11 protein-coding genes are annotated in these 23467 nt (G+C 36.0%); 9 read left to right on the top strand and 2 right to left on the bottom strand.

Features of this window, described 5'->3' with window-relative positions:
- Positions 1-532 precede the first annotated feature (532 nt).
- The 6 genes from JMX91_RS03720 (at position 533) to JMX91_RS03695 (ending at position 15324) form a co-directional block, all read left to right on the top strand.
- On the top strand, positions 533-1084 hold the full coding sequence (locus JMX91_RS03720; protein ID WP_201547724.1) for a hypothetical protein: 552 nt from the start codon (positions 533-535) through the stop codon (positions 1082-1084).
- Positions 1068-3308, top strand: a complete 2241-nt coding sequence (locus tag JMX91_RS03715; RefSeq protein ID WP_201547723.1) for a hypothetical protein — start codon at positions 1068-1070, stop codon at positions 3306-3308. Before JMX91_RS03720 ends, JMX91_RS03715 begins: the two co-directional genes overlap by 17 nt.
- On the top strand, positions 3305-6442 hold the full coding sequence (locus JMX91_RS03710; protein WP_201547722.1) for a site-specific integrase: 3138 nt from the start codon (positions 3305-3307) through the stop codon (positions 6440-6442). The genes JMX91_RS03715 and JMX91_RS03710 overlap by 4 nt, the downstream gene beginning before the upstream one ends.
- A gap of 234 nt (positions 6443-6676) precedes the next feature.
- Entirely contained in the window at positions 6677-8392 is a 1716-nt protein-coding gene (locus tag JMX91_RS03705; protein ID WP_201547721.1) for a hypothetical protein, read from the top strand.
- Between the two features lie 2 nt (positions 8393-8394).
- Positions 8395-9963: a hypothetical protein gene (locus tag JMX91_RS03700; RefSeq protein WP_201547720.1), complete on the top strand. Its 1569-nt coding sequence runs from the start codon at positions 8395-8397 to the stop codon at positions 9961-9963.
- Between the two features lie 72 nt (positions 9964-10035).
- A complete protein-coding gene (locus tag JMX91_RS03695; RefSeq protein WP_201547719.1) occupies positions 10036-15324 on the top strand; it encodes an ATP-binding protein in 5289 nt (1762 codons plus the stop codon).
- Between the two features lie 158 nt (positions 15325-15482).
- On the opposite strand, the gene JMX91_RS03690 is transcribed toward JMX91_RS03695, so the two are convergent.
- Positions 15483-16631 carry a cysteine desulfurase family protein gene (locus JMX91_RS03690; protein ID WP_201547718.1) on the bottom strand — a complete coding sequence of 383 codons (1149 nt, stop codon included), beginning with the start codon at positions 16629-16631 and terminating at the stop codon, positions 15483-15485.
- 164 nt (positions 16632-16795) lie between these two features.
- Between JMX91_RS03690 and JMX91_RS03685 the strand changes: the two genes are divergently transcribed.
- The 3 genes from JMX91_RS03685 to JMX91_RS03675 all read left to right on the top strand — a co-directional run bounded on the left by JMX91_RS03685 (position 16796) and on the right by JMX91_RS03675 (position 22079).
- Positions 16796-17812 (top strand): DUF4007 family protein, encoded by a 1017-nt coding sequence (locus JMX91_RS03685; protein ID WP_201547717.1) that lies wholly within the window; start codon positions 16796-16798, stop codon positions 17810-17812.
- A 64-nt stretch (positions 17813-17876) separates the two neighbouring features.
- Positions 17877-21242 (top strand): hypothetical protein, encoded by a 3366-nt coding sequence (locus JMX91_RS03680; RefSeq protein WP_201547716.1) that lies wholly within the window; start codon positions 17877-17879, stop codon positions 21240-21242.
- The gene (locus tag JMX91_RS03675; RefSeq protein WP_201547715.1) at positions 21243-22079 is read left to right on the top strand and encodes a phosphoadenosine phosphosulfate reductase family protein; all 837 of its coding nucleotides are present in this window, start codon (positions 21243-21245) and stop codon (positions 22077-22079) included.
- A 66-nt stretch (positions 22080-22145) separates the two neighbouring features.
- On the opposite strand, the gene JMX91_RS03670 is transcribed toward JMX91_RS03675, so the two are convergent.
- Positions 22146-22970 carry a class I SAM-dependent methyltransferase gene (locus JMX91_RS03670; protein WP_201547714.1) on the bottom strand — a complete coding sequence of 275 codons (825 nt, stop codon included), beginning with the start codon at positions 22968-22970 and terminating at the stop codon, positions 22146-22148.
- Positions 22971-23467: the final 497 nt, after the last annotated feature.

The raw sequence follows: 23467 nt of genomic DNA, 5'->3' as shown, positions 1-23467 counted from the left end.
ATTAGAATGGACTGTAGTGATAGTCAACTCTAATAGTACTATAACTTTGACAATTGAAATGATATTTCCACTTTAGAGGGTTAGTTCGAAATGGTCACGTTTTGGTCACGGTGCTGATTTTGAGACTTTTATCTGGTTAGATTAACTTAATGATTTGATTGGGTAATAAGATACAGAAACGCTGTAGCCCCTGAAAATTGGACAAAAAAAATCCTCACTTCTTATTCAAGAAGTGAGGATTTTAGTGCTTTTTCAAGCCATATTTGGAGCGGGAAACCCCAACCTTGGCAAGGACGCCGACCAAAGTAACATTGATATTAATAAACCTTAAACCTATTACTTTAAAGGGTTTAAGGTTTTTTTATGTATACAAATATTTATGAATAACAGGTATTTTAATAGATTAAATATATTTATAGACACTGTTATATTATGGTAATATGACACCAACCAAATATTAATTATAGCATACCTACCCTATCGGCGATAATTGATTTTGTACGGTACATGCAACTGACATATGGACATGATCATGGCAAAGCTAGCTAATAAGACAATGAGACGAAGCGTCAAGAGTATTAACGCATCGGATGAATTAATAGTGCACGAATGTGCCATTAAACCGTACCAAATATTCTGTGAGTTAATTGAGGCTGAGACTAATGAGTTCGTCTCAAGTAACACGCTGTTGTTGGAAGTCGTAGATGAGTCTGATCAGTATAGATTTTTTGATGGTTTTAGAGAGGTAAGTATTCTGACGAACAGCTCTGAGATATCTATTAGAAGAGTAATTCTATCCAATGCCGAAATAGAGCGGCGCGCTTGGTCTTGTCTTATGAACGAGTTTATAAACTTAGATCCTATTAATCCAAATATTTTCAATGCTATAAAAAATAGTATGCCTATTCAGGTGCAAAGAGCGCTATTTGATAATTCTCTAACTATACAGCGTATTTTAGATATTAAAAATATCGAGCGTTATCAATATGATTATCAGGTGAATCTCATGCATAACCAATACGCTAGTGAAATCCCTTCATTCTCCGAATTAATTGATGAGGTGCGCTATGCTGACAGTAAGTAATGTGAAAAAGTTAATACCAGCCACTGACGATGTTTATACCGATGATCTTAGTAATTTCTTTTTAACAGTTGCCAATTTAGTCTCAAATGAATTTATGGACATCACCATTGAGGTTGAACAATTAGAGTTTTTGACTTCAGCATGTTTAAAAAAGATATACGACTCATACAAAGGTAAGTTGACTAAGCCCGAAAATTTGACACGAGCATTTATTGCTAGTACTTATCATCTACCAGAACTTAATGCTGGTAGTCCAAGTAAAGAATGGTTATGGGTCGCTAAATTGAGCCATTTACTAATCTATTTTGCTCAAAATGACTTGCCTAGACGTATTGGTGAGACAACGGCTGAAGCTAGAAAATGGATGAATCCAGTAAGTGGTAATTACGGTATTTGGAAGCATTGCTATTTAACACTACAAGCTGATACGTTACAGGCTACCTATGAAAGGTTTGAAAGTTATCGAGTCGAACTAGAAAGCAATAATACTCCTACTCTCAAGTCATTTATCAAAATTTATCGAACTATTGACTTCGCATTCAACAATAGGGATAGCATAACGCGCACTTCCTTAGGCAGAAAACAGACTAAACAGAGCAAAATTGATGAGCCAAAAATTGAGTATGTGACGCAAACGGATGTAGATGATGATACAGATGAGCTAGTATCAATCACAAGCTTTGAGAAAACAGAGAGTGGTAATGATATTAATCGTGAGCGATTAGATGATCCAATTCCTGATTTCAATTATATCGAGCAAAAAACTCTAAAAGAGACCGAGAAGTTCTCAAGTAATCAGATTTATCGAAGAACGCGAGCGAAATTTGCGCATGCAAATAAAAATGAGAGGTTTGTGAGTAGCAATATCCGTCAGTTACCGTTAACTGCTATTAAAAATATAGCATTTAAATTGTGGCAGTGGTTCGATGACTATAATGACAGTGAAGCTGATAGGGACAAAAAACGAGCTATAGCTTATTTGCTACTTTCTTTATACACGGGTCATTCAGTCGCTAGATTAGCTGATGATATTAACAATAATCATAAAGAGCTCATTGATATCAGTGCTCGTAAAGCAAAGTACGAATTTATCATTAATCTAGATATCACGCCGCTACGAATTAGAACTACAGGAATAGAGTCAGTTATTGCTAACCGATTGACACAGTTCAAGCTACCAATACCTGAGGCATTGGGCATATTTTTAACTTATAAAGGTTATCCGGATTCAGCCTTGATTAATGAGGTCATTGCTGATCTACGAGTAACTTTAGAGCTGCCAGTTATTAGTTTGGTTAGAATTGAAAAGTCTCTGTACACCATTATCATTTATGAAGTTGGTAGCACTCAACTGGCGACTATCATTACTTCACGTAACAGTAGAAAAAGAGCTGATACTTGGTATAGCTCGCACGATCTTAAGAAGGTAAGAGCAGTCTATCATGATGCGATTAAAATCCTTACAGAGCGCTGTAATAAAGAAAAATTTAGCGTCGTTGAATATTTATCCAATGTAGTACTCAGTGATGATGCTATTGGCAGTCAAAACAGCCCTGACTATCCGATAGTAAGGCTGTTCATTAACTATCTGTATCAAAAGGTAGTAACCACCACAAATTATAGAGAAAAATTCAATTTTTATAACTTGTGGTTGTGGCATGTGTCCCTTTTACTGACGTCAGTAAGAGCAGTGGAAGGTGCACCAGGTTATTTAAAACAAATAGATCTGCAAGCAGGTATTGCTTGGATTTCTGATAAAGAGGAAAGGGTAACAGGTAATAGTCAGCGCCGAGTGCCCATTTGCTCATTTTTGACAGAAGCTATTCAAAACTTTTTATATTATATAAGTGGCTTTGCTAAGCGTTACGGACGGTTAGATCCTAACTTCAATGTTGAAGTTAATAAAATTATGACTTCTGAGCGCCCACTACTAAATTTTATAGATAAAAAAAGTGGCTTTCATTCTTTGCGTCCTGCTATTGTCAGTCAAGAACTGGGTGAAAACTTTCGCTTTAAAATAGACTGGACACGGCACGTTGGACAAAGGTTTTTACACGAATTTGGGTTGGATGAAGCAGTGATCTTAGCGATCTTTGGTCATGAAATGATAGGGCAAGAAGCATGGAGAAGAAACTCAGCATTGTCTATAGGGCACATACTAGCCGCTAAAAATACTTATCAACAGCTGGCAGTAAAGCTTGAACTACAGCAGGTTACTTTATGACAAAGACACAGCAAGATATTCTCTACGGTTATCTAAGACGGTCAGCAAAATCGCAAGATCAGCGCAAGCAGGCATTACAGTATACTAAAGAGCTGTGTCAAAACGCGTGGGATGCTTTTGTTGAAGAAAATCAGTACTCAGAGGCGATAACGGATGAGCAAATTTACGATTTATACGAATCAATCTACAAAGAGATTGAGAAAAATTTGTCAGCACATCTACTACCATTTGCATTGTTCGAACGTATGCGCTTTTTTGACAAAGTTAATGAAGTACGTCAAAAAAGATATCTGCCGTTATTTCCAAAGCCAATCATAGCTGTACGTCCACAGCGCCCTAAGAATATCAATGATTTCGATGAGTTTTTATACTTGCCTAAAGCCCAAAATATTGTCACACAAGCGTTTAATACATGGCAGAAAAAAAATACCTTTAGCGTACTTGATTGTGTAAGTTGGTTTTTATTTTCACTAGTTAGTTTTGCAGGTTATAACGATGAAAAGATGCTCAAGGCAATATACGAGTATCTCAAAGATAGTAAACCGATATATCAGTTATTTGACGACATGCTTATTATGCCACTCAGGCTATTATCACCTGACTATGGCAACGAGGTTACTCCTATAGAAGGGGGTAGAGATGAGGTGTATCAAACGCGCTTGATAATTATAGATGATATTAGCCGTTTGTGGCTGCTCAAGCTACAACACCAGCGTCAAGCGCAAAGCGATTTTCCTAAATACCGTCAAATTATTCAAAGGCTAGGTGAGTTTGTTGGAGAAAACTTCACAGTTAAATCAATCCATAAATCTAACTATTTGCAGCACATTGCAATCTACTGGCAAACGCTACCAGACGTGTATTTGGACATTCAACTAGTCCAAGTACTAACAGGTCAGCAAAAGCAAACATCAATATCAACATCGCAACTACTGAGGTATTTCCAGAGCATTAAAACACCTAAGGTTGTTCTGTCTGATGAGCATGTTAGTAAATTAATGATCGGGCCTAGTACTAGTAACAATGGTGATAACGCACTTGATGCTGTCAAAGTCGAACGGTTTAGGTCTGATGCAGTTAAAGAGATACGCACGATACTTAACAACGATAAAAAACAGGTTCAACCACAGCTAGTAAGTCTACTAACCCAAAACCTATATCCCAATCAACAACGATTGGTTAGATGGATGTTGGATCTGTGTATTAATGGAAGGAAAATTAATACTTTAAAGCGGTATTTGTCCGAGATCGGGAATGGCTTTATCGCAGGGACACGCACTGCTGACTTTTTACAATGGTCAAAACATGACTATCACTATATATATAACGAAATTATTGCAGAAAAGAACCCAAATAAATTAGGATATACAAAAACAGTTATTTGCTCACTGCATGATTCTTTAAAGAAGTATAACAAAGCGCCTGAAATCGACATCAGAGGAGGCGGTGATGCGCAAATAGTATCGAGCTACCTGATTCCTCAGAAAGTTTATCATACTATTCTTGATTGTATCGCTGAGCAACAAGTGCTGAGTGCGTACTATAAACAAGCGCTTAGTATTGTCATAATATTGTTATATCGTACTGGCATGCGTATCAGCGAGATTTTGGGACTACAAGTTACAGATATCGAATATGACAATCAAAGCTTTACCGAATATAACGTTATTGTTCGCCCTAACGCGCATCGAGACTTGAAATCAGATGACGGCACACGGCGAATATATTTATCAGTATTACTTTTGTCAGAAGAGCTAGAAGATTTTAAAAGGTTCTTTCACTTGAAAAAGCGACAGTCTTCTCGTTACTTATTTACTTTAGCGTATCAGTCCTCTGTTATGTCTCGTTATAGTATTGAGCAGCCACTAAAACGCATACTAGAAAATACTGCTTATCACGACATTACTCTGCACAGCTTTCGTCATAATGCGATATCAAATATGGCGCTTATACTTAGATGTAACCCAATGTTAGTCATGCAGTTCACAGATTATGATGAGATAAAAATCTATGATATTAAAACTCATTTTTTAGGTAGGGTGCGCAGCGTCTCGACAAATTACTGGGCCGCGCTAATGGAGTTTGCCGGTCATGCCGATCTCATCACGACTTTTAGCTCATATATTCATACCGCTGATATCGTCGCAAGTCATCAATTGCAGCAGGCTAAATTGACCCTGCCTTTGGATGTTGTTAATAAGTTGATTGGCACCAGTCGTATGGACTTAAAGCAGCATAACAAAAATGCTTTAGAGAGCAGGGACAACGCTGTTAATCTCAATCGTATCAGACAATACGTGAATCGTAAGGTTGATTGTGAAAAGTTGGTGCTTGCTAATGAAGCGAATATACCTCTATCAAGTAATAGTTCTATTGATACTGATAAAAAGCAGTATTCAACTGTGTTCGGTAGATATAGCCGTGAAATGATAGAAAAGCTTTTATGGGACATTGAGGATGGTCAAACGCTAGGTGAGGCCAGTAGTTTAAACTTTAGGTACGATGATGCGTTAATGATTTATGAGCGAGCAGTGAGCTTAGTTAAAGATACTGAGGGTAATCTGAACCATAAACTGATCTCTAAAAAACGTAAACAACGCTCTGACCATATTTTACTAGCGCCAACACCGCTGCATTATCATGAAGAGCAAGCCCTAGTGAACTTATGCTTTAATAATCTTGAAAAATTATATGAGGATAAGGAGGGTCGGCGTAAGGTGAAAGAGATGCTTCAAGTATTCTATGAGAAGGTTAACAGCTCTAAAAGTGAGATTCGTTTTACTTTTAAGCAAAAAAAGAATTTTTATAAATACTTAAGTATTATGTGTCAGATACTACCAAGTAGGCATTGGCGCGTTAATATCAGCTTCCTTAAATCAGAGCCTTACCTCAATGAGAATAATAAAAATGTATATCGCTCTGTTGTTGATAAACCAGCTAAGCGTAAAAAAATGGAAGAGTTTGAAAAGGATATGCCTGAATTCGAAGGTGACCTAATTCATTTAGACACTTACAACGGCTATTCATTAACACTTATTAGTCCACTACAGAAAAAGGGTAGTACAAAACTATCTTCTGCTTTGATGAGTCATGTTTTGCATTTTTTGCTCATCGTAGATGGTTTGACTGATTGATAGCTCTATCTTATATATATGAATTTGACGGCAGGGGACATCAGATAAACAGAAGAATGAAGATTTTTTATAGAAAAAATGCATTTTTGGAAGGATAATCTTAACTTTAATGATAACATAACAACTGTTTGTTATTTATGAGGGCTACTTAAAAGTAATAGTAGTTGCACATAAATCAATATGAATTTGATATCAATAACAACTAACTCTAAAACCATATATTAAGTAGTCACCATGGAACTCATAAATTATATTAATTCGCTTCATAATCTTAATGCTTCAGGTACGAACAGCCTAGCAGAGTCTCAAGTCAACTCATCTTACTTTAAAGACATATATCATCCTTTTCCCATCGTTGAATCTTTGAAGTCAATTATTTCTGAAGATCAGGATGCTGTCATCATTCTAACCGGTCATGCAGGGGATGGAAAATCTACAATAGCATTTGAGTTGCTGAGAGAGTTAGGTACAGAACACTATCCACAAGGATATCAATTCAAAGAGCACGAATACCTCGAAAAAAACGAATTAAACGTACTCAAGGATATGAGTGAACTAAGTTTAGAAAATAGAAGAAGTTGGTTAAGAAAAGCATTTAACTCATCAGGAAATTGGTTGATTGTAAGTAATACAGGCCCTTTGTTAACTTCAATAGCTAGCTCATTGGAAAAGACTAATTGGACTTCCAGTTTTAAAGCTCACCAAATAGAATCTAAAATACTAGAATTTCTTGATAAAGATATTGCTATTGAAGATATAAGTAACTTAAGACTAGATGACGTCAACTCAAAAGCATTTTATATTGTAAATATTGCTAAGTTAAATAATATAGAAGTGGCCTTGAATATTTTCAAAAATATTATTAACCATCCAGGGTGGCAGCAGATTATACAAGAGCATCCCACTCATCCTATTATTATTAACCATATCACCATCAAAAATCACTATCAAGATGTCGAAGAAAGTATTCGTTTAACATATCTGTATTTACTGAATTATGAAAAGCGTATGACTTTGCGACAGATGTTAGCGCATTTAAGCGTTTCTTTGACTGCTGGTATGAGCCTATCAAATGATGATATACCATTTAAGAATAGTGCTGAAACTCTATTATTTAGCGATACTTTTTTCGGCTACATTGGTAATAGGATTTGGCATAAAGCAAAAGACTTGAAGGCGATAGATCTAGTTTCTCGAATTCATGCTGGCAAATATACAGGTATAGAAATTGAGAACTTTATTACAGATGAGAGCAAGTTTGAGTTAGTTAATGAGCCTTTAAAGTCTATTATTATAGAATATATCAACAGCGACAAGAAAAGTGAGTCCCATCACGAAAAAGCAGCGTTACGTAGAATTTTATTTATGTATGGTATTAATAAGAATAAAAACACTAAGTCTCTATTCTTAGGTTCCACAAGCATATACAAATTCAATAACTGGCAAATAAACCCTAATAGTTTTAATGATGAATCCAGAAGAGTTAAGAGATTATGTGAGAAAGCATTGAATTTATTTTATTCGGGTTCAGATGATAAGGATAATATTAATATCACGCTAAAGCGTTCAGATTCTTCAGTATTTCAGATCGCTCAATTAATGGTTTGTAGTATTGCTAAAAACGCCTTTCGTATTGATTACGATAATCAAAAAAAGTTGCCTTTTATACACTTAAAGAAACCTAAAGATTCAGAAGATGTTCGCTTAGACTTAAGCTTGCCACTATTAGATTACATTGAAAATATTGTGATTGGAGATGTTACCGAATCATTAAATCCTATCTATAAGACTCAGTTAGAACGTTTTAAATTAAGTCTTATCGATTATGCTCAAGACGTTGATGATGATGCAATTACTCTGGTTAGAATGAAGTCTGATGAAAGTGTTAATAAATTAGAAATATATTTTGAACAATCGGGCGATCACAAGATTATTAGAATGGAAGGGTAGTAATGACTGATATTAATGCAATTCAATTCCCTAGTGCTAGCTTTAGAGCTGATAGTAAAACCAATATTGCTATTCAAGTCTATGGTAGAAGATTCTTAGCTGACCAAACTCCTATAGAGTATTTATCAGAATTTCTCTTGGTTTTTCACTCTAAAAAGAGTGAAAAGAAGATTACTACCGATGAACTTAAAATAAACCAAAGTGAAAACTCATTTAATGTTAGTGAAGATAGTAGATATTATTTCCCAAAGTCTAGACTTCCACTTAAACTTTTTAGTTTTTTTAGCCAATCAAAGCTGGATACGCGTCACCCTGTTCATCAACAATCTTTTTTAGACGCTTTAGATGAGTTAGGAGCTAAAACTCAGCGAGGTCTGTCTGATGCAGAAAAAAATAACCTGGTAAATACACTACAAAATCTACTATATGGATTTGTTGGTGTTGCTAATAACCGAACATGGTCTACTTATAGCTTTATGCCAATCACTCCTAGTTTTCTTGGAAGAGAGGTAACCTGGCCACATTCTTCTGAAGAATATGAAAGTTGGTCAGATAGCGCTGAACGGTTCCAATTAGATCGTCATAATTTTATGGCTCGAGGTGGAGAAGCATTGTTTTTGCAGATAGCATTCTTATTTACTAATGATATTGATATTAAACTAACATTACAGAAAATTGAAGAAAATAGTGCTTATCAACATTTGGAATTTAATTTACTAAATTTAAAGCAGAAGCTTGAGAATGCGCTAGTAAAACTATTAAAAGACGAAACTCATCAATTAGAAGAAATCTGCAACTTCGTAGAAAGTACTTTAAGTGAATATGATATTGAAGATAACGATAATCGTTCAGCTACTCTCGCAACTATTCCTAAGAGTTACATTATTGAAGGCTTTTTATTCGCTAATGAAATGCTCAATTTATTAAGCTCTAAAATAAGTAAGCTTGAGAAAATAGAGCTGTTGCAGCAGCTTTGTGTACTCCAAGTCTTACGCTCTATCATGGCTCGTTCTACCCAAATTGATAAGAGTAATCAAACAACTGATAACTATCACGGAAATTATGCGTGGATTGTATGTAATCCTAGCGCGACCACTAAGGACAATATAAGAAAACTTGCTGAGTCCTCTTTTAGTAAGTCTGAAGAAATTATTTACAGAGTGATGCGTTCAGTTGGTAAAGAGAAAAATATCAATCCAAACGATTATACGCAAGTTGATAAACATAGCTCAGACGTATTTAGAAGAATGTCAAAAAATATAGGGTTAGTAATTCCACACAAAGGTTCAGGACAGCGTTTTATACTAACACCTAGCTTAATAAGACTGTTTGTATATTCTTTAATTGAAAGCGGGACACGTATTAAACTTAATGATTTTTTGAGTAGAATTTATACTCATTTTGGTATTGCTATAGAAGGTCAACAGATTCAAGAGGCTATTGCTTGGCAATTAGAGCGTAATGATGACTCAGTACTTAATATAGATGTCAGCTGGGTAGAAGAAGGTCTGAAGCAATCTGGACTATTAATCGAGCTATCAGATGCTATTTCAATAGTTAATAACCCTTAAAATTTATCTAGATAATGATTAATCAGCTTCAGCTATTAGATAAAAAAATAAATGATTAAAGAAGAAATAATTATGAACCTTTCAAGTGAGTTGTTTTTATCTGCTTACACTGACTATTTACAAAATACCATTGATAATTCATTAACTCATGCTGGTGAAACTAGAATTATCACTCAAAGCTTGATGCCTAATCAAGTACTGTCAATTTTTAAAAAAATGACAGTATTATATCCTGTAAGTGTTTGTGCATCATATTTGAAGGTCGCTCATGGCTTGGTTAAGTATTGGGAGACTTTAAAGCTAAGTAGTAATGATACTGAAGCTTTTACTATACTAAGACTTAACTCATGGTTGGATGAAGAAGATAAGTTAACTTGGTATCGTAATAGAACCACTGTTGATGAGGGCGTTGAAAGACTATTTGTTCTACTAGTAGGTATTGATCATACAACTGATAAAGGAGGACTCGCAGATTTCTTTGTTTGTACAAGTAACAAAGTTTGGGACTCATTAGGAGGTAATTATAATAAATGGTTAAAAGAAATAGCTGAAAACGAAGGTCTAACGCTTGGAGAGCAACATTATAATCAGCTAAATGATTATTTAATGTTGATAAACAGTCTAGTACCTCTGACATTGAGCCAAAAAGCAGACTTACTTGAAGAATGGTTAGCGAAGTACTCTTCAAATGACGAATATAGTGAAGACTATGATAGTTTGTTATGTAGTTTATTCTCAAGCTTAACTAACTTAGGTCTTCCTTATCTACATGTTGAGGATGATATAAAGTTGTTTAAGAGTAAAAAAGGCCATCAATATTTAAAAGCTGCTCATCAATTTATTTCTCATCGCCTATATAATCAAGGTAGTAGAAAAATAAAAGATCTTGATAAAATTAGAAAATACTTAATGGAAAATTCTGAATTCGAAGTATCTGATATATCAGGTAATAAAATAGATGCTAAGCTCTATTTTTCTTACATAGAAAACTTTATGCTTAATGCAGATAACAATTGCAAGTCAAAACTCATCGAAACAGATTTATTGCCTGTATTAAAAGCTTTAAATATAAAAGAAGAAAAGGAGGAGGCTTCTTCTAATACAAGTATACCTTCTTTCAATTGCCATAGCTTTGAAGCTGTATGTAAAGGTTTAAATTTTTCCTTAGAGAGATTTAGTAATGAGCATCAATCTCGTAGTATTTCGCTAGTTACTATTAGAATCAAGCATTTTCAGCACGATTTCAATAATAAAGATGCTCAAAATAATAATATAAATAAAGATGAGCTGGCTAGATGTGTATTGAAAGGAGTGTTGGGTGGTATAGAGGATTATATCGGGAATTTAGATTTAGCGATCGAAAATTGTGTCGTGGATTTTTTACCACTTAATAAAGATACCACTTATCGTTCGTCTACTTCCAATCCACATGTAGTTTTTGAGACAGAGATAGTTGGAGAAAGTACTGAAGTATATTTGTTTAAATGGAAGCTATCAGAGTTTCAGATCGAGCGGTTACATGTTCAACTCGCAAAAACAATACTACAAAAAATAGAGGCTAATAAAGGATGTCTTTTACCTATATTAGTCATGAACAAAAAAATCTATCAAGCAATTTATCATGCTTCAAATCAAGAAGAGGCTTGTCGCTTAACAAGTTTAGGCTTGAATGATATGAAAGTCATCGATATTTTCAAAGATTATGATTTTTCACAAGCAGAAGATATTCATTTATCACTTCAGAATTTAAGCAACACCTATATAAGTTTACTAGAATGTGTTGTCGATGAAGGATTATATGTTGCCAGAAATCAATCTCAAATATTTTTAAATGCCTATAGCTCCGTATTAAAAAAGATAATGGCATCTGAAGCCTATATCGCACAAGACATTAAAGAAAGATTCTATTATGGTTTCTTTATGACCGAAAGTTTAGGCTATAGTGGCTTTAATGCAATAGAGGGAGTATTAATTAATGCTTATCATCCGGCAGTATTTGAATTAGTCTCGGCTCAGATAGATTTTATTACTTTTGCTGTTTCTGATGTCTATAGTGGTTCAAACTATATATTTAACAAAAATAGTATTGATGATGTTTTTGTTCAGTCTGAGATTGAAACACCAGTCCTTGCCCTAAACCAAAAACAGGGTATTAGTACTCATGCGAAGTCTTTTAGTTGGCTGCATTATATTGGTAAGCCACTTGATGATAATATCGATTTATCTGTACAGGCTTTGCTGAAAGAAAATGATGATGAAGACACTCAGGATGTACAAGCTATTACTCCTGAAGAAAGTATTGTTTATAACACACTCAATGATTACCAGAAGGTCTACTTTCATGCAAAAGATGGACTACGTGTATTAGCAACAAATGTAACGAATCTACCCTCGCTACTAGCTGGAGTAACAAAATATTGCCAAGACTCTCTAATCAAAGACCCAAATCGTATTCATTATTCATTACATATTTCAGTCTATACCATTGGCTTATCCAAATTAACTGCAGTGAATACATTAAAAAACTGGCAAGAAGATTTAGTCGACAAGTTTGCTAAAAAGGACAAGGTTATAGAATTGAAAATTAGCCATTTTAATTCTGAAGTAGGTCATATCAAAAGAAGTTTAGAGTCAATACTTGAAATACAAGATGCAACCGGTCTTGGTTGCTTTGATATGGTGTTTAATTTTAGCTTTTTACAAAATAGAACTTACGGTAAGACTGATCCAGCACCTATTATATCCTTACAATCAAATGAGGATCGTGGCTTAATCTTTCCAATTATTTACTATCCAAAACCTATTATCCAACAGCAAGATAACCTACGCGAACTACGCCTTAGTCAGCGACAGATTGCCATCCAATCTGAACACGCAAACTTGACTGCTAACCTCGAGGTATCCAATCGAAGTGAAAATGAGCAGTATTTTGTCGTATCTAAAATGGAATATGAGCAAGCTGATATTGAGTTTATTGAAACGCTACATCAGATATCGCAGTGGGTAGTCAATATTGATGAATACTTTGATTATAATCTACTGCAGAAAGGTAACAATGAAAACCATAAAGTTATCAGTTTTAGTTCTGGTCATGGTCATTATGGCGAGCTAAATGTTACTTTATCAACTGCACACGACGCCCAACAGAAGCTTAAGGAAAGCATATATAATCATATTTCCGGTATCATGCATTATCTTCATAAAGAAACACTATTACAGTTAGTTGATGAAGTATTATGTCTGAATGAGTCTTTATCAGGTGTTGCTAATATTAAAGCGGTTCTAGGTAATAATGAAGCTGTAAGAAATTTGTATGGCTATGCGTTGTCTATCAAAGCAATCTCTAAACCAAAGGATTGTCTACTTAGCCAGTGGATACCTCTAGATTCATGCCAACACTGGTTTAAATTACAAGATAGCTATAATAGAGCAGACTTATTGCAGTTATCACTGAAATTAGATCAAAATAATAAGCCGATATTAAATGCTCATATTGTCGAAGCTAAAGTTGGCTCGCCAAATTTGGTAAAAAAAGCTGAAGATCAAATTGAGGCCAGCATCCACTATTTAAGTAAATTGTTTGCGCCAAAAGACAGTAAAAAAAGTAATCATGGCTATAATAGAAGATATTGGTGGGGACAGCTGCACAGGGCTTTAGTAATACGCTCACATATTAATCAGACCGAAGTTGAACAGCTGAATATTGCCCTTGAACGATTAAGCGAAGGTGATTTTACAATTCATTGGACATCTAGTGTAGTGATATGCCATACCGAAGATAATAGTAATGACTCTTCGATAATAGAAAAATTCTATGCTGATGAGTTTAATAATCTAGAAGAAGATTCAAAGAAGTATTTTGTTAGACAGTACTCAGAAGTCAGTTTTGAAAAAACTATCCTAAATAATTTTTATTCGGAAGGTTTTTCGGGTCCTAAAACAAAATCGATAAGTAAAGAAGATAAGAATGACAATGCCTCTAAATTTATTGTTAAAACGCCAACTATAGATATAGGTAGGGCAGATGGCTCTATTTTCGACGATGTATCTGTTACAAAATTAGCAACACGTCAGGCGACGATTGAATGTACAGTATCTGATACGTCTGATACGTCTGATACGTCTGATACGTCTGATACGTCTGATACGTCTGATACGTCTGATACGTCTGATACGTCTGATACTGTAGAGAATATTGAAGACAGAAAGATAATGTTCGGGAGAGAAGGTAGAAGAGAAAATCCGATTTATTGGGAATATAATCATGCGAAGCTAAGTAACCGGCACTTGCTTATTTTCGGCTCTTCAGGTTCAGGAAAAACGTATGCAATTCAGTGCTTACTCTCTGAATTAGCATTAGCAGGTGTTTCTTCTTTTATTATTGATTACACAGATGGATTTTTGAAGCATCAATCAGAACTTATATATCAAGATATCTGTAAGCCCCAAGAGTATTTCGTCATACAAGATCCATTGCCCATTAATCCATTTAAAAGTTACTCAACAGAAATCTTCCCTGGCCAAACTATTATAGAAAAACCTTTTCAGGTAGCGATTAGAGTAAAAAATATTCTAAATTCTGTATATTCAGACTTTGGAAGCCAGCAAGTTGCAATTATTGATAAGGTACTTGAAGCTGGGCTAACAGCTAACCCCCGCTACAATTTAGAAGGATTTGTTGAGGATTTAGAAGATGAAGGTACGCGGGGCGAAAGTGTTGCTAATAAAATTCGTACCTTAGTAAAAATGAATTGTTTTGATAACACTGCTTCTACTAACTTGTATGAAGATAAAGTACGTAAGGAACACGCTGTACAAATTATTCAGCTCACTCAGATTCCCAAAGATTTACAGAGAATTATTACTGAGTTTGTTTTGTGGGATTTATGGGCATATGTGCAAAAACATGGTCACAAGAGTAAGCCTATTACAATTGTGTTAGATGAGATGCAAAACCTTGATCATAGTGCAGACTCCCCAATTGATAAGCTACTACGTGAAGGCAGAAAATTTGGTATCAGTTTGGTTTTAGCAACGCAAACAGTTAGTAATTTTACTAATGAACAAAAGGATAGGTTGTTTCAAGCTTCTACGAAACTATTTTTTAAACCTGCAACTACAGAAATAAGCAGTTTTGCTGATCTATTATCTAAAGTCCATCCTGATTTGAAAAAAAGTGACTGGATTGAACAACTCAATAGTCTTGAAAAGGGTCAATGTTTCTTTGTAGGTTATATTGATGATGGAAAAGGCCAGTTTAAAGAAGTTGTGAAGAAATTAGATATTACTGCGCTAGAAGAGCGTGGCTTTAATAGCTATATCAATGATGAACAATCTGATTCATTTTTCATAGGTATATGATAAAAAGTCAGGCGTTGTAATCGATGAATAAAATTATTTAGTATAGATTCAAGTCCTAATAGGAAGCACACAAAACTCTTTGTGTGCTTTTTATGATTGTGCTTTTATATAGAGTGACTTCGTTGCAACTAGAAGTGATTAGTTGATATATACGAAATTTAGCTAACTTTCTTAACTTCAGCTATTATCATGTCTATTGCCAAATCAATCTCTGCAGTAGTAGTCATCCGTCCGATACAAATTCTAAATGCGCATTCAGCGAGTTCCTTTGGAACACTCATCGCTTTCATGATAGGGGAGTATTCACGACTCAAACCGTCGCAAGCGGAGCCAAGCGAAAAAGCGAGGTATGGTTGCAAATTGTTCAGCAGTTGCATGCTATCGAAATTTTCGATTGCTAAGTATAAGTTACCAGGGTGGCGGTCCTCCATGTTACCAAATACTCTAATTTCAAGCGTTTGATTCAAGCCATCTAACAAGGCATCTCTCAGTTTTTTCAATCGTAAAGCTTCAGATTCTCTAACCTCATCTAGTACTTTAGCTGCGTCAGCGAATCCAACAATCAATGGTACAGGCAATGTGCCAGCACGAAGACCATCTTGTTGGCCACCACCAGAAATCATAGGCATAAAATCAAGGTTCTGAAGATGCTTTGAATACAAGAGACCAATGCCTGATGGACCATATATTTTATGAGCTGATAGTGTCAGGAAATCCACTTCTAAGTCATGACAGGAAATATCAAGATAACCTGCTTGTGAGGCATCTACATGCAGCATCGCATCATAGCGCTGGCATAGCTCAGCGACTTGATAGATAGGCTGATTTGTTCCTATAACGCCGTTGGTCATCGTGCACGAAACCCATAGCACGCTATTCTGCTTAAACTTGGTCTGCAGATCCTGTAAATCGATAATACCGTCCGATGTGATGTCCACATAGAGTAGTTTGAGACCATGTTTACTAGCAGCTATCTCTAATGGGTTTAAGACGGATTTATGTTCTAAGTGACTGGTTAGGATGGTGTCTGCTTGTGGGTTCGTTTTTTCGGCAATAGGAATGCCTGAATAGATAGCTAAATTATTGGCTTCAGTTGCTCCTGAGGTAAATAACAGTTCTTCCTCGAAGCAGTCATATATATCAGTGAATATCTTAAGGCTATCACTGACTAATGTTTGCTTATTCCACCCAAAAGAGTGCCCATCTGAGTGAGGGTTTCCAGGCTGAGACCATATATCTTGCATAGCTTTAATGACTGATATATCGCATGGAGTGTGTGAATTATAGTCTAAATATATGTTTTTCATAATATTTTCATTATTTATTTGTATAGGATAGTTTTTAGGATAAAAAAAAGAGAATCTCATTACATAAAGTTAGTAACATGATATAATTTTGCATTGGAGAGTTGTTCCAATATAGAAAGCAACTATACAAGTTTATTAAAAATTATATGGATTGATTGAAATTTATGCGTTACTTTGCATCTTTGATAGATAATATAAAACCAACTCTTTCAGGCCATGATACTTTCCCATTAAGATATGGCTGGTTGAAAAAAGTCCATGATCAAATTGCAGTACAGCCAGAATCTGAGGAAATCGAAAACGTTTTTTCTCAAGACACGGCTATTGCTGACTTTGGTGTTGGTAAAAATATGTTGAATGCTATGCGATTTTGGTCAACACAGACGGCCATGATTATCAGAGATAATAGTGCTTATTATAATACACAGCCTACTACGATAATTGATGAAATTTCGAAAAACGATACTGTAGATGTAACTAAGCAACTCAATTTTTTCTATAACTCTGTCAATATTTTCGCTGACCATGGTTTAGACCCTTATCTAGAGTCGCCTTCGACCATTTGGCTATTGCATTTATGCCTTGTCACAAATCCTAATTTAGTAACCTACTATTGGCTATTTAATATCAATACGAAGTCAGAGTTAAGTCGAGAAGAATTTGCTCGATTATTAAAAGATTTTTTTAAAGATCATGGCTTATCTGCTCCTTCAGATTCAACCATAAAGAAAGATATTGAATGCTTAATTCAAAATTACACAACAAAAGCTCGTAAAGCGAATGATGATTTTGAAAATGTATTAGAAGGTCCGCTAGTCGAGCTTGGGCTATTGACTCGTGTTAATAAGCAAAATATTAGAGCGTTACGAGGTGAGAAGAACTCTTTGACGCTGCATGTTTTCGTTTATTCGTTAATCAACTGTTGGCGAATTCATAATGGGGCAGCTGATACCTTGTCACTAGAGATGTGTACTTATGACGAATGTTCTCCAGGTCGGGTATTCATGTTAGATGAAGATGCGATTATAGATTATGCAGAGCAGCTACAACACTCTACATATTCTTTGACGTGGACTCAGTCTGCTGGGATTCGCCAATTTCAAATAACTGATGGTAGTAGTCTTGATGCCATTTTTGAGCAATGCGTAGAGCATATGCGAAATGAAGACTATAGCCATTAATAGGTCCTAAAAAATATTTAATTACGGTATTTTTAATAAATTAATTATAGAGTTATAAATAGTCATGAATACTAGCCCTAATGTAGATAACTACCTTATTGACCACATAGAGCGAAATCAATATTTCCAACGCTCTATCAATATCTATGCTGATAGCAACAATAAAGGTCCTATCAGTAACTTTTACTGTACTGCGTCGTATGAACAAATTCTAATTAATATGATTGCTCATATAAACGGCGGACAGACAGCATTTACTTGGACAGGCCCGTTTGGATCTGGCAAGTCGAGTTTGGCCTTGTTTCTACAGGGCTTGGTAAGTGATGACAAAGAGATTGTGGAAATCGCATCTTCTAAGTTAAGTAAAAAGAATAAGAATGCTATTGTTAAACACTTTAACTCTAAAGACCAACAATGGAAAACGCTTAACCTAACAGGGCAAACTATAGCGCCAGAGCAAATATTTAAAGATGCGCTAGGATTACCCTCAAGTGCAGATGCTAAGGATATTTTAGAGGCATTGGATAACTATATCGATGATGAACAACGTCTGATTGTTTTTATTGATGAGCTAGGTAAGGTGTTTGATGGTGCAGCCAAAAGCCATCGTCCAGATGACATTTATTTTCTGCAGCAGCTTGCTGAATTTGTGAATAGAACCAATGGAAGAATGCTTTTAATTGGTATGTTGCATCAATCTTTTACAGCTTATGCACGTCAAGCAACTGCTAAAACACATAATGAATGGATGAAGATTCAGGGTAGGTTTGTCGATTTCGCTATTACATTATCGGTCGAAGAGCAGATTTTTCTTATTGGTCAGGTCATTAATATAACTAATGAACAGTTAGAACAATCCAAAAACAACGATGAGTTCACAACGCAAATCCAATCGCTAGTTGTTAATATTGCTAATTACCGTCAAACCAACTCAGAGAGTTTAACCAAGTTGCTAAGGAATGTATTTCCCCTACATCCGCTTGTAGCAATTTTACTATGTAAATTGTCTCAAAAGAATTTCGGCCAAAATCAGCGTAGTATTTTCTCTTTCTTAATGTCTTCTGAACCAAATGGGTTTGGTTATTATCTAAAAAACACTACGTTGGATGAGTTTGCCTTATTTAAGCCTCATCAGTTTTGGGATTATCTAGATAGTAACTTGAATAGCGCTATTATTGCTTCTGAGTACAGTAAGCAATGGCTACTGTCTCAAACGGCGGTCAACCGTTATGAAGGACTTGATGACGAGGCTGCTGTTAAGTTAATCAAAATAATTGCTTTGATTAGTATTTTCGCAGATGGTACAGGAGTGCATGCGAGTCCTGAGTTATTAAAGACACTACTAGATATAAATGAAGAGCAACTGAATCAGCTTATCAAGTCTTTAGAATCTGCTTCGATTATATTTTATAGTAAATTTAAACAATCCTACGTGCTGAGTGAAGGTAGCGACTTTAACCTAAACGATGCGGTGAGAGAACAGATTCAAGATCTTGACTCGCTACCATTTGAGCAGCTAGAACAGTTTGAACCTATCGTTGCAAAAAAACATTATCAACTTACTGGTAGCCTCCGTTGGATGGAAGTGAAATTACTTCCAGTGACCGATGCATCAGAAAGTGTACTTACGGGTCTGCAAGATAGTATCAATGCGTCGTTAGTCGGATACTTCTGCCTATTGATACCTAAAAATGATGAAGAAGTATTGTTGGCAACAGAGGTTTGTAAAAAAATAGATAACTCTGATGAATTTAATAATTTGGTGGTTGCCGTCTTAGATAGTCATACGATTATCATAGATATGTTAAAAGATAAAATCGCTTTAAGTAACATCTTGAAAAATGAAGAGAGATTGCTGAACGATAAGATTGCACGTCAAGAAACTGAAGGGCGTTTGGTTGAAATTGAAGATGCCTTGAATACGCTGCTTGATAAGAGTTTGAATGCCTCGAAATGGTATAGCAGGCATTTAGCAAGTCCTGAAACCCAGTTGAATCGATTCAAGCTTTCAGCACTTGCATCAACCATCGCCGATAAGCAAGTTACTGAAAATTTCATTTGTAATAACGAACTGGTCAATCGCAATAAACCCTCACCTAGCGCAAAAGGCGCTATTCGTGAATTGCTTAAACGTATGATTGAACGTAGTGAAGAAGCAAGCTTAGGAATTGATAAGTACCCACCTGAAAAAGGCATATATGAATCAGTTATTGTCAAAAATGGTTTGCATAAGGCGGATAGTGAAGGTAACTATTATTTTTCTAAGCCCGATGATATACAGTTACAGGCTATCTGGACGTGTGCTGATAACATCATTGCTGAGGCTAAAGGAGATCTGGTTACTGCTAAGGAGATCTACGAAGCCTGGCAGGCACCTCCTTATGGCGTTAAAGCAGGACTTCATGAAATTCTATATATTGCCTATATATTGTCGCGTCATAGTGATTTAGCTAATTATATTAATGGTGAATACAAGCCTTCGGTTCAATACTTATTGGCTGAGTATCTAATTAAAGTCCCTGCTGATGTAGGTGTAAGAGAAGTATCTTTCTTAGAGGGTGTCCAATCGTGGATTCATGTTTTAAGAGATAGATTGCAAGAAGATTTCGGCGCTCGTCTAAATACTCAGATTGAGGATGAACCTTTACCTATTGCTCAAGCATTAGTCAGTATTTTCTATGGCTTGCATCCATGGATTCAACGTACCAATAAATTATCACCTAAAACTAAGCAGCTGCGTGATATTTTGAAAAAAGCAAATGATCCTAACCAATTACTCTTTGATGACTTACCAAAGTTCTTTAGCGCAGCAGATGATGATGATGCAAAAGTAGAAAAAATCATCGAAGGTCTACAAGAGTTAGATAAGGTTTATCCAGACCTCGTATCTGAAATAAATATGGGACTACAGAATTATCTTAAAATAAAAGAAGATAGTATTAACCCTTATACTGAAATCAATCAACGTTCTGAAGCTTTATTTGGCAAGTCTGGTGATTATTTGTTAGATGCATTTATAGCTAGACTTGTTAAATACGATGGCTCTATGAATGATGCTGAAAGTCTCATTAGTTTACTAGCAGGTAATAAGCCTTCTAAGAAATGGATCGATCAAGACATTATCAAGGCGCAACAGCGTATTGCGACGTATGGATTTCAGTTCTTGGAAGCAGAGGTCAATGCAGATGTGAATGCCAGCCCAGATAGACAAAAAGTCGGGGTGATTACTAAGTCTCCTAATGCAACGACCAGCCGAGTACGAGAAGCGCATATTACGTCTAAAAATATAGAACCTATCAATCAAAAAGTAGAAGAAATTGCAAATGCTCTGAAAGCGAGTCAATTCGATATGAATGATAGGATCGCTGTGATTGCAAAGCTTTTAGAAGCTCTAAATGATGAAGAAGATGCTGAAAAGGAAGAATCTTAAATGTCAAAAATCAAGCACGTATTAGGTATATCAGGTGGTAAAGATAGTGCAGCATTAGCTATTTATATGCGTGATAACTACCCGGATTTAGAGATTGAGTATTTCTTTACGGATACTGGCAAAGAACTCGATGAGGTGTATGAGTATCTCTCTTATTTAGAGGGTTACTTAGGTAAGCCCGTACAACATATTAATCCTGACAGAGATTTTGATTTTTGGTTAACTCAGCATAATGACTACTTGCCATCTCCCCAGGCTCGCTGGTGTACTATTAAAATGAAGCTAAAACCGTTCCAAGACTGGGTGCAGGGCTTTTTAAATGATGGTTATGAGGTGCATTCATATGTCGCTATTCGTTCAGATGAGCCGTACCGTACTGGTTATGACTCTAGTGATGAAAAACTTGTCATTAAATTACCTTTTAGAGAAGATGGTATCGATAAGCCAGGTGTGATGGATATACTAGAAAACTCTGGAGTAGGGCTACCGTCGTATTATGAATGGCGTACACGCAGTGGCTGTACCTTTTGTTTCTTTCAACGCAAGATAGAATGGGTAGGATTATTAGAACGTCATCCTCAAGCCTTTAAAGAGGCTATGGCTTATGAGAAAGAAGCGCTCGCTAATCAAACCCCTTTCACTTGGTCGGAGCGTGAGTCATTAGAAGAACTCAGTCGCCCTGAGCGCATTGCTGAAATTAAAGCCGATCATGAAAAAAGAATAGCAAAAATGAAAAAGCGGATTAAAGTTAATCCTCTTAGACCTGATGGTGAGCCTGAGCTAGATATGGATGATATCTATGGACAAGGTAAAGCATGTGTAATGTGTCATAAATAGCTTTGAGTTTTAGTGATATCTCTGTTTCTGTTTGAATGCATGATGCTGTATCACAGTTAGGCTATATTAGCTACTAGTCCATTCCATCATGAGCATTCGCTGTATAGAGGTATATTCGTTCCAGCTTGCCTGTGTGACACGGTACATCTGATAAGTCATCTCCCAACACTCATCATGACAGTTGTCAGCGAAGACCATTTCTTGACGCAATATGTGAAAGCCTGCCTGTGCTTGTAGATACTTCGGACAGGTAGCTAGTAAGAAGTTTTTACCGACAGAGGACTGTATTTGCTTTGCTAGATTTGGTAGAGCGCTCTGCACTGTCTCTATATCTATGATATTAGATAGTAGGTGAAAGGTTTCTCGGCATTCACTATCCAATTGCAATACTGCATCATCCAGAGTGCACTGCTGGCAATGGATAGACACTTGCATGCCATAGACATATGCTAATCGTTCAATCAGGCGCTTAGCAATGTCTAAGCTAACTTTTGAGGGTTCGATCAGATGCACCTCAAGTGTACTTTGTTGAGCAACGCCTTTATGTGCTAAATAATCTATAAATGCCAAGGTTGCTACGCCTTGACCACAGCCATAATCTATCACGCGCAGGTACTCTGGCACATCACTGGTGACATCGATCGTTTCGGCTAATAGATGTTGCATACTTTGGTGATGTTGCCACCCATAAGCAACGATATAGAATATGGCTTCTTCTTCAGAGATAAGCGCATTTGTCGCTCTATTAGTACGGTTAGAAAAAGCGCTATAGCTTAGATTTTGAGCAGGATTATGATGAAAGTAGCTGACCATGTTTTGATAATAATCAGAAAAGCCACCAGTCATAGAGTCGCTAGCAGTATCAATTTGAAGCTGAAAAGGTGTTGGCATAATGGTAATCCCCAAGGTGGTCATTTGATATCTTGAGACTATTATTGACTTCTTTAGATGATGTTTGATGAATCGACAAGCTTGCGAGTCCGCATCTAGTGAGCACAAAAAAGCCGTCTATCACTGATAGACGGCTTTTTTGTGGAAGTGTTTTGACGTATTGCTCTTGGTTTACCATTCAGGTAAGTATGCCCACATACTTACTAACCCTTCAGAAAATTCCATTTAAGGAATTTTCTCTTGCGAGACTAAAATTGACATGCAATTTTTTAACGTCTTGCTCGAGCATAGCTCTGCACCTTGCGCTTCGGGTAAGTGTCTCCCAGACACTTACTGATCCTCGCTCACTTTAGAAATCAGGGAGCGTTTCTGTAGTGGTCAACTAATTTAGGACAGCTGATAAGAGGTTTTGATTAAAGTAACGTCTCTCTTTTTCTGCTGGCGGCAAATAATCGTTGAAAGCATGCGGTCTCACGGTCTGATAATAGCCCCAGATG

It is taken from the genome of Psychrobacter sp. Pi2-1, assembly GCF_904846645.1.
Classification (GTDB): Bacteria; Pseudomonadota; Gammaproteobacteria; order Pseudomonadales; family Moraxellaceae; genus Psychrobacter.
The sequence above is the reverse complement of the archived record's forward strand: the minus strand, read 5'-3'. Positions and strand labels throughout refer to the sequence as shown.